10 protein-coding genes are annotated in these 10,743 nt (G+C 70.7%); 3 read left to right on the top strand and 7 right to left on the bottom strand.

Annotated features, from left to right (window positions below):
* The 3 genes from HRC28_RS11610 to HRC28_RS11600 are packed head-to-tail and all read right to left on the bottom strand — an operon-like array spanning position 1 to position 3,476.
* Positions 1–1,230, bottom strand: coding sequence for an FHA domain-containing protein (locus HRC28_RS11610; protein ID WP_182380224.1), 1,230 nt, complete (start codon positions 1,228–1,230; stop codon positions 1–3).
* Complete coding sequence (locus tag HRC28_RS11605; RefSeq protein WP_182380223.1) at positions 1,227–2,078, bottom strand: protein phosphatase 2C domain-containing protein; 852 nt, start codon at positions 2,076–2,078, stop codon at positions 1,227–1,229. Before HRC28_RS11605 ends, HRC28_RS11610 begins: the two co-directional genes overlap by 4 nt.
* Positions 2,079–2,123: 45 nt before the next feature.
* The gene (locus tag HRC28_RS11600) at positions 2,124–3,476 is read right to left on the bottom strand and encodes a lipase family protein (protein ID WP_182380222.1); all 1,353 of its coding nucleotides are present in this window, start codon (positions 3,474–3,476) and stop codon (positions 2,124–2,126) included.
* Between the two features lie 142 nt (positions 3,477–3,618).
* Between HRC28_RS11600 and HRC28_RS11595 the strand changes: the two genes are divergently transcribed.
* Positions 3,619–3,987: an FKBP-type peptidyl-prolyl cis-trans isomerase gene (locus HRC28_RS11595; protein WP_182380221.1), complete on the top strand. Its 369-nt coding sequence runs from the start codon at positions 3,619–3,621 to the stop codon at positions 3,985–3,987.
* A 30-nt stretch (positions 3,988–4,017) separates the two neighbouring features.
* On the opposite strand, the gene HRC28_RS11590 is transcribed toward HRC28_RS11595, so the two are convergent.
* From HRC28_RS11590 to HRC28_RS11580, 3 genes are all read right to left on the bottom strand, one after another.
* Positions 4,018–4,251 carry an RNA-binding S4 domain-containing protein gene (locus HRC28_RS11590; protein WP_182380592.1) on the bottom strand — a complete coding sequence of 78 codons (234 nt, stop codon included), beginning with the start codon at positions 4,249–4,251 and terminating at the stop codon, positions 4,018–4,020.
* A gap of 29 nt (positions 4,252–4,280) precedes the next feature.
* Positions 4,281–5,540 carry a DUF445 domain-containing protein gene (locus tag HRC28_RS11585; protein WP_237111803.1) on the bottom strand — a complete coding sequence of 420 codons (1,260 nt, stop codon included), beginning with the start codon at positions 5,538–5,540 and terminating at the stop codon, positions 4,281–4,283.
* Between the two features lie 177 nt (positions 5,541–5,717).
* Entirely contained in the window at positions 5,718–7,151 is a 1,434-nt protein-coding gene (locus tag HRC28_RS11580; protein ID WP_202033313.1) for an MFS transporter, read from the bottom strand.
* 74 nt (positions 7,152–7,225) lie between these two features.
* Here HRC28_RS11580 and HRC28_RS25615 point away from each other — a divergent pair, with 74 nt between their 5' ends.
* Both HRC28_RS25615 and HRC28_RS11565 read left to right on the top strand, forming a co-directional pair.
* On the top strand, positions 7,226–7,810 hold the full coding sequence (locus HRC28_RS25615) for a TetR family transcriptional regulator (protein WP_272902676.1): 585 nt from the start codon (positions 7,226–7,228) through the stop codon (positions 7,808–7,810).
* Positions 7,807–8,442, top strand: coding sequence for a Pr6Pr family membrane protein (locus HRC28_RS11565; RefSeq protein WP_182380219.1), 636 nt, complete (start codon positions 7,807–7,809; stop codon positions 8,440–8,442). Before HRC28_RS25615 ends, HRC28_RS11565 begins: the two co-directional genes overlap by 4 nt.
* A gap of 95 nt (positions 8,443–8,537) precedes the next feature.
* On the opposite strand, the gene HRC28_RS11560 is transcribed toward HRC28_RS11565, so the two are convergent.
* Positions 8,538–10,682 (bottom strand): DEAD/DEAH box helicase, encoded by a 2,145-nt coding sequence (locus HRC28_RS11560; RefSeq protein ID WP_182380218.1) that lies wholly within the window; start codon positions 10,680–10,682, stop codon positions 8,538–8,540.
* Positions 10,683–10,743 lie beyond the last annotated feature (61 nt).

Raw genomic sequence — 10,743 nt, 5'->3', positions numbered from 1 at the left:
TCAGCGCCCCTGCGCCGGGATGACGGTTGCGGTCAGTCCCTTGGACAAGGTGAGGACGTCGCCCACCGTCACTTCGGTGGCGACGCCGGGCGGCAGCGGGACCGGTGGCCGGCCGTGACGCGAGATCAGGGTGCCGTTGGTCGAGGTGTCGGTGACCGTGATCCGGGCGCCCTCCGCCGCGACCTCCAGGTGCGTACTGGAGACATACGGGTCATCGACCGTGACGAGGGCAGGCAAGTTGGCGCTGCCGCCGACCTGCTGGACGCGCGGGCTGCGCCCGATCAGCACGCGCCGGCGCACCTGCACCACCCGACCGGTGGAGAGTTCGAGGGACACCATCGGACGGCCCGGGTGCGTCGGGGTCATCGCGGTCGCCGGGGGCTGGCCGGCTCGCATGGCCTGCATCTGGGCCGTGGTGATCGTGCGTCCGTCGTGCTCCGGCGAGATGTCGCCCGTCTGCGGGGTCGGGGGCACGTAGCGCGGGGGCATCGGCGGGGCGTGGGCCGGAACGGGCACCGGCGGAGCGTGGGCCGGCACCGGGACCGGGACCGGCGGGGCGGGCGGGGTCGCGGGGGCGACGGCCGCAGGTGCTGCCGCAGCTCCAGGCACCCGGAAGACGGTGTGTTCGTGGGCGGGCTCCGCGGGCGCAGGCGCCACCGGTTCGGGCGCCACCGGTTCGGGCGCCACCGGCTCGGGCGCCACCGGCTCGGGCGCCACCGGTTCGGGCGCCACCGGCTCGGGCGCCACCGGCTCGGGCTGACGAACGGGCTCAGGGCGCACCGGCTCGACCGCGACCGGCGCAGGGTCGGTCGTCGTACCAACGGCGGGACGCCAGGTGACTCCCCCGCTGTGCACGACGCCCCCCAGCAACGGAAGGGCAACGCCGGTGGAGCGCGCTCCGATCGGAACCACCTCGACCACGGAACCGGCGGCCAGCGGCGCAGACGCCTCGTTCCAGGTGGCCGCGTCGGTGCCCTCGACCCGGAAGCCGTCGACGCACACGGCGAAGGCGCCGCGGACCAGGATGCGGACCTCGGCACGGTCGATCCGTACGGCGGCGAAGTCGGGCAACTCGCTCAGGACACCCCGCGAGAGCACCTCGACAACCGTGAGGGGCTCGAGGCCCCGCCCGGCGAGTGCCGCCACCTCGGCGAGTCGATCGGCCCCAGCAAGGACGACACCCTCGTCCGTGACGAGGGTGGCGAGGTCGCCGGCGACGTACGTCGTCATGCCTGACCCCCTGCCTTCGGGCGGGTGTCCTCGTCGGGCAGTTCGGGCCCGTGGACGACGTCGACCACGACCACCGTCACGTTGTCGTGTCCGCCGGCGGCGACGGCCGCGTCGATCAACGTCGCGACCGTCTGCTCGGGCGACATCTCCTCGGACAGGATGTGGAAGATCGCGATGTCGGAGAGCTCCGAGGTGAGTCCGTCGGAGCACAGCAGCAGCCGGGATCCGGGGACCGCGGGGACGAGCGAGAAGTCGGCCTCGGAGGTGGTCAGTGCGCCGATCGCCCGCGTGACCACGTGGCGGTCCGGGTGGGCGAGGGCCTCCTCCTCGGTGATCTCGCCGGCGTCGATCATCTCCTGGATCACCGAATGGTCCTTGGAGATCTGGTCGAGCACGCCCTCGGTGAAGCAGTACGCGCGGGAGTCGCCGATGTTGGCGAGCAGCCAGTAGCCGCGGCCGTCCTCCAGGACGTACGTCGCGGCGACGAGGGTGGAGCCGGGCGCCGAGGTGAACTCGGCGGCGAGGGCGTCGACGCTGCGTTGTGCGGCACCGATCGCGGCCTCGACGTCGATGGGCTGCACGTCGCGGGCGGCCAGCGGCTCGAACGACTCCGCGACCAGCCGGCTCGCCACGTCGCCGCGTGCGTAGCCACCCATGCCGTCGGCAACCAGGAAGACCGGCGGGGCGACCAGGGAGGAGTCCTCGTTGACGGTGCGGACCCGTCCGGGATGACTCCCGGCGGCGTACACGAGACGGGTCGCGAAGTCAGCGGACGACCACGTGTCCGCTCCCGTGACGTTGACCCGCACCTGCTGTCCCCCCGAGAAGCCCCATCCGTACCCGTCCATTCAACGGGATCCCTTGCAGGTCAGCCTAACGCGGGCACCCCTGTGTCATCTGGCCTTCAGCGGACCCAACGGGTTACCGGCCGGAATCGTTGCACAGTTGTTGCCGGCCGGAGTGCCTGCGAAGCGGGCCATCAACCACGGAACGGCCTCGGCCAACCAGAACGGCACCGACAGGAAATGGCTGAGCGGGTACTCGCGGTGGGTGACCTTGACGCCACCGGAGCAGTACTTCTTCGCCAGCGTCCGGACGTCACCCGCGACCATCACGCCGTCGCCGCGGCCGGGCGCCTTGTTGCCGATGGTGCCCTCCAGTTCGCCACCCGTGCCCTGCCCGATGAGCATCGGGATGGTCGGGTTCGGCCGAGCGCCGAGGTTCAGCTGGTTCACCAGCTTCACGAAGATCGGGATCGTCGACGGGTCGGTGTAGGCAGGCTTGACCAGCTTCTTCCAGGTCAGTCCCGGGTAGGCGCCGAGCACCTGGAGGATCGAGGCCTTCTGCATCTTGTTGTAGACGGTGACGCCGTACGCACTGAGATAGGGGCGGAGGTCGACGTTGAACGACCGGGCGACGCCGACCACGGCCATCGGGACGATGCCCGCCCACACGAGGCTGCCGTCGACGTACGTCAGGTTGGTCGCAGGACGCACCAGCACGCCGCCCTCGGCAGCACCGACGAGGCGCTTGTTGATGTCGGGGGCGTACGACGGCGCGAGGACCGAGGCCCAGTTCGTGGCGATCGCTCCGCCGGAGTAGCCGATCAGGCCGATCTTCGCGGTGAGCGCAACGACGCCGGTCGCGGGCACCTTGAGCGTCGCGCGGAGCGAGTCGAGGGTGACCATGCCGTACTCGGGACCGGCGGCGAAGTCGGCCGTCGGGCCCTGGGTGTCGGACATGACGATCGCATAGCCCTGCAGCAGGAACGGCACCATCATCGCGGTCTCGAAGTGGGCCGCCATCCCGCCCGGGTTCGTGCCACCGGCGACGGACCGGGACGGCCCGTCCTCGGGGTTCAGCGAGTCGTAGAAGGACTGGTAGGACATCACCTTGGAGGTGACCCCCGCGAGCGGCTTGAAGACCGAGGTCACGCCGGCGACGGCCTGGCCGCGCTGGTTGGTCGTGCGGAAGACGATCTGCACCACCTTGAGCGGCAACGGGATCCCGGCGATCGAATAGGACACGGTGCGCGTCTTCAGCACCGATCCGGGCGCGAAGTCCGCAAGCCGCTTCGTGCCGGTGTAGGTGTAGAACGGGTCAGGCGTCGCAGCAGCGGCGGCCACGACGCGGTCGGCGACCGGGGCCGCCTGTGCGGTCTGGCCGGCCGGGATCAGCGTCGCGAGCAGGGCGACCGCGGCCACGAGGACCCACCCGCGCCGTCCGTTGCGTGACGTCTCCTGCATGTCCAGCCTCCCCACCCCGCGTGACGGCCGTCACGCACCCTCGGACATGGTTATTGACGGTTGTGTCACTTGTCAATGGGTGGCGGTAGGACGCGCGCGCCCGCCCCTGACGGCGCTGGTGCCACGCCCTAGGGTGGTGCGCATGGAAAAGCCTGAAATCGACTTCGTCGACCCCACCCCGCCCACCGACCTCGTGATCACCGACCTCACCGTCGGCGACGGCGCCGAGGCCACGTCCGGCAGCACCGTCTCGGTCCACTACGTCGGCGTCGCCCTGTCCACGGGCGAGGAGTTCGACGCGTCGTACAACCGCGGCACCCCGCTGCAGTTCCGCCTCGGCATCGGCCAGGTCATCTCCGGCTGGGACACCGGCGTGCAGGGCATGAAGGTCGGCGGCCGCCGCCAGCTCGTCATCCCGCCCCACCTGGGCTACGGCGACCGTGGCGCCGGCGGTGCCATCAAGGGTGGCGAGACCCTGATCTTCGTCGTGGACCTGCTCGAAGTTCGCTGACCTCCAGCGGTCAGACCAAGGCTTGGCCAATTACCAGGGCAGGTTGTCCGGGGTGTCGCCTTCAGCGACCCGGGCGGCCTGCCCTGCCAGTTCCACGACGTCCCCCGGGACCAGCTGTCGTCCGCGCCGGGTCTCGACCTCGCCGTTCACCGTGACCAGTCCGTCGGCGATGGGCGGCTTCGCCTCCGCCCCCGACTCGACGAGGTTCGCGAGCTTGAGGAACTGACCGAGCCGGATCGATGCGTCGCGGATGCCGACGTCCATGGGGGTTGCCACCTCGCCAGCGTAGGTCCTCAGTGGATCGCGACGGACAACGCGTGGATGAGGACGCCGACCAGGCCGCCCACGATGGTGCCGTTGATCCGGATGAACTGCAGGTCGCGCCCCACGTGGAGCTCGATCCGCTGGGCGGCTTCCTTGCCGTCCCACCGCTCGATGGTGTGCGTGATGACGGCGGTCAGTTCGGCGCCGTACCGCTCCACGGCGAAGACGGCGCCGTCGGCGGCCATCTTGTCGAGCCGGTCGCGCAGCGCAGCGTCGGTGCGCAGGCGCGAGGAGGCGCCTTCGACCTCGACCAGCAGCCGGCGTCGTACGGCGCCCTGGGGGTCGTCGAGCGAGGTGAGCAAGGCCTTGCGGAGGGCCTTCCACATCGAGATCGCGGTCTTGATCACGGCGGGGTGATCGAGCACCCGGTCCTTGAGCCGCTCGGCGCGCTGCTGGGTGTCGGGGTTGACCAGCAGGTCCTGGGACAACCTGACGAGCATCGAGTCGAGCGCCTTGCGGGCCCGGTGGTGGGGGTTGACCTGGATCTCCTCGACCCAGCGCACCAGGTACCGGTGGGCGCGTTCGACGACGACTTCATTGAGCCGTTCGGGCGCCCAGGCCGGCGCCCGCTCCCCGATGACCGCGTAGACGGTCTCGGGGTTGGCGACCAGCCAGCCGTGGATCTCGTCGATCATCAGGTCGACGAGGCCGTGGTGCAGGTTGTCCTGGAGCGCCTCACCGAGCAGGCCGCCGAGCAGTGGGGCGATGGGTTCCTCGTGGAAGCGCGGGACCAGCGCCTCGGTCACCAGGGCCTCGATGTGGTCGTCGCGCACCTTGCCGAGCGCGATGGCAGCGATCTCGGAGCCCTCCTTCACGACGCGTTCGGCGTTCGCCGGGACGGCCAGCCAGTCCCCCACGCGCTGCGCGACGCCGATGCCGAGCACCCGCTCCCGGATGATCGCCTCCTGGAGGAAGTTGTCACCGACGAACTCCTCGAGTCCCTTGCCGAGGTCGTCCTTGCGCTTCGGGATGAGCGCCGTGTGCGGGATCGGGAGACCGAGCGGGTGCTTGAAGAGGGCCGTGACGGCGAACCAGTCCGCGATCGCGCCGACCATCGACGCCTCGGCGCCGGCGTTGACGAAGCCCCAGAATCCGTCCCGGCCCAGCGTCGCGAGGTAGACGGCAGCGGCGAACAGGAGCAGGGAGACGGCCACCGTGCGCATCCGGCGCAGCGCGCTGCGCCGGATCTCGTCGGAGGACGGGTCGGTGGCGATCAAGGGACCTGACACGCGCCCATCCTTGCCTAAAGCAGTAGGGGCGGCCCCGGTCGATGACCGGAACCGCCCCTGCGTGTCGCGGAACCCCCCAGTCACCGCCCCACACTGACCCAACGATGCAGGGACGACGAGGTTCCGGTTAACCGTGAAGTCTTGTCGCAGAAACCTCTCCGAGTGCGTTGTGGTGCTTCAGGCGGTACGACGGCGCGGGACCAGTCCGGCGAACAGGACGCCGAGGAAGGCGGCGCCCGCGCCGACGATGAAGCAGGCCCGGAAGGCGTCGGCGCTGGGGAGCGCGTGACCGCCGAAGTCGACGGTCGTGGCGGTCAGGATCGCGACCATCACGGCGGCCGCGATGCTGGTGCCGATGGACCGCATCAGCCCGTTGATGCCGACCGCCGAACCGGCCTCGCTCACCGGGACGTTCTCGAGGATCAGGGTCGGCATGGCGGCGTACCCGATGCCCACGCCGGCCGAGGTGATGCAGTTCGCCACCATGAGTTGCCACGGGGCGTCGGTGAGGAACACGGCGAAGAGGTAGCCGAGCCCGAGCACGATCCCGCCGATCATCAGGGTCACGCGCGCGCCGAGGAGCCCGATCAGGCGCCCGGAGACGGGCGAGAACGCCATCATCACGAGCCCGCCGGGAGCCAGCCAGAGCCCGGTCTCGATCAGGGTCTGCCCCAGGCCGTAACCCGTCTCGACCGGCGCCTGCAGCAGGCGGGGTACGACGATGGCCTGGGCGAGCATCCCGAAGCCGATCGCGATCGCGGCGATATTGGTCAGCAGGACCGGGCGGCGGGCGCTGACCCGCAGGTCGCACAGCGGGTCACTGACGCGCAGCTCGTAGCTGCCCCAGGCGAGGAGCACCAGCACGCCGGCGATGGCGAGGCCGATGGTGCGGCCGTGCGCCCAGCCCCACTCGTTGCCCTTGGACACGGCGACGAGCAGCGCGACGAGACCGATCGCGAGACCGACGGCACCCACCGCGTCGAACCGGCCGGGCACCGCGTCGCGGACGTGCGGGACCAGGGCGACGACGGCCAGCGCCACGGCAGCGGCCAGCACGGTCGAGACCCAGAACAGGGCGTGCCAGCTGTAGTGCTGAACGATCCACGCGGACAGCGGGAGCGCGATCGCGCCGCCGACGCCGAGGGTGGCGCTCATCGCGGCGATGCCGGTGGCGGTCAGTCGCGGCGGGGTGACCTCGCGCATGAGGGCGATGCCGACAGGGATGAAGCCCATGGCCAGGCCCTGCAGCAGCCGGCCAGCGAGCATCGGCACGAGCGTGTTGCTCAGGGCGCAGACGAGGGACCCGAGGACGAGGGCACCGGCGCAGATCGCCAGGACCCGCTGCTTGCCGAACAGGTCTCCGAGGCGGCCGGCGATCGGCATGGCGACGGCTCCGGCCACCAGCGTTGCCGTGACCACCCAGGAGGCGTTGGCCTCGGTGGTGCCGAGCAACCTGCCGAGCTCGCCCTGGATCGGGATCACCATGGTCTGGGTGAGGGCGGTGACAAGGCCACCGAAGCAGAGCACCACCACGGTGAGGAGCGGCGCGCCCGGGAGATCATCGGCGGGCGTACCGGTGGCCGCGGCCGGGCCGGGAGAAGTGGTGGTCACCAGCAGAGTCAACGGCGTTGACCCTTGGGTGTCAACGCCGTTGACCTTGGTTGTCGATGGCCTACGGTTGCGGTGTGACGAAGACCTCGGCCGAGCCGACCGACGACAGCCGGCTCCGGCCGGCCGGGCGCGCGACCCGGGCCGCGATCGAGGCGGCCGGGAAGAAGCTCTTCGCCGAGCGCGGGTTCGAAGGCGCCTCGGTCCGCGGCATCGCCGCCGAGGCCGGCGTCGATCCCGCCCTGGTGATCCGGCACTTCGGTTCGAAAGAAGCGCTCTTCCTGCGCACCATGGACACCTCGCTGGGCATCGGCCCGGTCATCGAGGGCCCCGTCGAGGACCTCGGCCGACGCCTGGTCACCTACTTCCTCGAGGGCGGGAACACCGCCATGCGGCGCCGCTTCGTCGCCATCGCGCAGGCCTCCCACCTCCAGCAGGTCCGCGATGAGATGGTTCGTCACACTGCCGAGGCCTACATCGCTCCCCTGGCTCCCCGCCTCGAGGGCGAGGATCGCGAGATCCGCGTCGCCCTCGTCGTCGCCCAGATTGCCGGTCTGCTCAACCTGCTGTTCCTCCAGGAGGACCCCGTGCTCAGTGCTGCTCCCCCGGACACCCTCGTCCGGCTGTACGGCGACGCGATCCAGCAGTTGGTGACGCCATGACCCGGGCCCGTGGGTGGCACGCCCTGACCGCGGCGGTGGCGATCGGCGCGCTCGTGCTCCAGACCGTCCTCGTGTTCCAGGGCTCGTCGGTGCTGGTGGAGGAGAACCCCCCGACACTGGCGACCCGCCTGATCCGCCTGGTCGCGTACTTCACGATCCAGAGCAACGTGTTGATCGCGATCGCCACGGCGATGCTCGCCCGCAATCCCGACCGCGACGGCACCGGGTTCCGGTCGCTGCGGCTGGCCGGGATCGTCGGCATCACCGTCACCGGCCTGGTGCACTTCTTCCTGCTGCGCCCACTGCTCGACCTCGAGGGCGGAAGCTACGTCGCTGACAAGTTGCTGCACATGGTCGTCCCGGCCCTCGCCGTCATCGGCTGGATCGCCTTCGGCCCCCGCCCGCGCGTCGAACGACGCGGGATCGAGGTCTCCCTGGCCTGGCCGATCGCCTGGCTCATGGTCATCCTGATCGCCGGTGCGGCCACCGACTGGTTCCCGTACCCGTTCCTCGACTACGACGAGAAGGGCTGGGGCCATGTGATCGCCGTGTGCATCGGGATCACGGCCCTGTTCGGTGCCGTGATCGCGCTCTACGGGTACGCCGACCAGAAGCTGTCCGCGCGCCCGTAGGCCTCAGCGGGATGCCACCTACATCGCTTGACCTGCGCTGGGCACTCACGTGGTGAGTGCTCAGCGCAGGTCAAAGGCATTCGGAGCCACCGGCGTCAGTCGCCGCGTTCCTCCAGCGCCGAGGTCAGCAGGGCGACCAGCGCCTCGGTCTGCAGGTCGATCGAACCGCCCTCGACGTCCTCGCCCGCACCGTCGAGGGCCCGCGCCGCGAGGCCGGCCTTCTTGTCGATGAGTTCGGCGATCCGGGTGTCGAGCGTCTGCGTGGCGATGATCCGCCAGGCGGTGACCGGCTCGTCCTGGCCGATCCGGTGCACCCGGTCGATGGCCTGCGTCTGCTCGGCGTCGGTCCACGAGAGCTCGGCGAGCACCAGGTTGGACGCGACCTGCAGGTTGAGGCCGACGCCGGCCGCGGTGAGCGAGCAGACCGCGACCTGCACCTCGGGGTCGTTCACGAACGCGTCGATCGCCTTCTGGCGAGCGGTGCTCGTTTGGTCGCCACGGATCGAGCTGTACTTGATGCCACGCTCGGCGAAGGTCTTCTCGGCCTGGTCCATCACGTCGATGTGCTTGGCAAAGAAGACGACCTTGCCGACGTTGCGCGCCAACTGGGCGGTGTAGTCCGCCGCGAGGCCGGCCTTGGCCTGGCCGATCCGACGCAGCATGCCGAACACGTTCTCGCCGGTCTTGGTCGAGTTGTCCTCGCGCTCCCAGGTCGCCACCCGACGCACGAGGTCGTGGTCGATCCCGTCGACCACGGTCCCGGCACGACGCGTGGACAGCGCGGCGTCGTACCGCTCCGTCATGCGGCGGGCGAGCTCCTGCTCGGCCTTGCGGATCGAGCGGCCGGCTTCGCCTTCGAGCTCGACCGGCATGTCCGCGATACGGCGGGCGGGGATGTCGGCGGCGACGTCGATCTTGCGGCGGCGCACGATGCCCTCGTCGATGACGGCGCGGCGGGCGGCGGGATAGAAGCCGAGGTCGGCCGGCGACAGGCCGGTCTCCTCGAGGGCTTCCATCAGCTCGCCCTGCGGGACGACGTCGTCGATCCAGCCGAGGAACTGCCAGATCGCGCGGAAGTCCTCGATGTCGTTGATCAGCGGGGTGCCGGTCAGCGCCATCAGCAGCGGACGGGCGATCCGCGCGCGGATCTTCGCGGACAACTCCAGCACGTTCTGCGAGCGCTGGGAGCCCTTGTTCTTGATGTAGTGCGCCTCGTCAACGATCATCCCGCGGAAGCCGTGCGTGGCCAGCCAGCCGGTGTGCCGGTCGAGGATCTCGTAGTTGACGATGAAGACGTCGGCGAAGCCGTCGGCGTCGTCGCCGTCACCGTGCAGGACGGTCGCGCGGCGGTTGGGGACCCACAGGTCCACCTCGCGCGCCCAGTTCGTCTTCACGACATTGGGTACGACGGCCAGCAGCGGGAACGCGCCCGCGGCTTCCGCGGCGAGCAGTGCCTGCGCGGTCTTGCCGAGGCCGGGCTCGTCGGCGAGCAGGTAGGTGCGGTGGCCCTCGGCGGCCGACGCGATCAACTGCGCCTGGTGCGGCATCAGTTCGCGGCCGGCCGGCGCGTGCCGACCGGTCATCGAGACCAGTTGATCGGCTTCCGGCAGCGGCATGCACGCCGGGGCGTCGGGTGCGGCGCGCTCGAAGGAGCGGAACAGCGGCTCGAGCAGTTCCCAACCGGCCAGGCGGCGGGGCCGGACGCGGGACCGGGCGTGCTCGAAGTCAGGGGCGAGGAACGGGTTGGCGAGCTGGCGCGCCTGCACGGACAGTGGGTACGCCCGCCGCTCGGCCGCGGCGCCGTCGACGATCTCGATGACCGGCTCGGGCTCCGGCTCGGGCTCGGCGCCGGCCTTGCGGAGCAGTTCGCGGCGGACGGCCTTGGCCGTCTCCGACATCTCGGCGTTCTCGTCGAGAAGGGTGAACAGGGTGCTGTCGCGGGCGGCGGTCTGGGCGAGGATCGTGGCGATCCCGTCCAGGCGCTTGAGCTCCTCGCCGCGGCGGCTGTCGGACAGTTCGGTGTCGCCCTTGACGCGGGCCCGCTCCTCGCGGGCCAGCAGTGCGACGACCTGGAACTTGGCGCGCACCTCCGGCATCGCGGAGCGGCGCGCGACCGCGGCCTCGACCTCACGCACGGCGCGCGCGAGCTGGGGAATGATCCCCTCTTCGTTGCGGCGCGTACGCGCCGCCTGGGGGTTCCGACGCTGCTGCGTCGCGCCCCGCTGGCCTCCTCGAGCCACAGGTTTCCTTCCGATGCGGACAGGTCCGCGAGGTTCCTTCGACGGTGACCGGGGCTCGCGC

Source organism: Nocardioides sp. WS12 (genome assembly GCF_014108865.1).
In the GTDB taxonomy this organism is placed as follows: Bacteria; Actinomycetota; Actinomycetes; order Propionibacteriales; family Nocardioidaceae; genus Nocardioides.
Note: the sequence above shows the minus strand (reverse complement) of the source record. Positions and strands in the feature narration are given on the sequence as shown.

What these genes read in the sequence shown, in the direction of transcription:
- HRC28_RS11610 (WP_182380224.1), bottom strand. Translation starts at nt 1,230, where the DNA reads ATGACGACGTACGTCGCCGGCGACCTCGCCACCCTCGTCACGGACGAG.
- HRC28_RS11605 (WP_182380223.1), bottom strand. Translation starts at nt 2,078, where the DNA reads ATGGACGGGTACGGATGGGGCTTCTCGGGGGGACAGCAGGTGCGGGTC.
- HRC28_RS11600 (WP_182380222.1), bottom strand. Translation starts at nt 3,476, where the DNA reads ATGCAGGAGACGTCACGCAACGGACGGCGCGGGTGGGTCCTCGTGGCC.
- HRC28_RS11595 (WP_182380221.1), top strand. Translation starts at nt 3,619, where the DNA reads ATGGAAAAGCCTGAAATCGACTTCGTCGACCCCACCCCGCCCACCGAC.
- HRC28_RS11590 (WP_182380592.1), bottom strand. Translation starts at nt 4,251, where the DNA reads ATGGACGTCGGCATCCGCGACGCATCGATCCGGCTCGGTCAGTTCCTC.
- HRC28_RS11565 (WP_182380219.1), top strand. Translation starts at nt 7,807, where the DNA reads ATGACCCGGGCCCGTGGGTGGCACGCCCTGACCGCGGCGGTGGCGATC.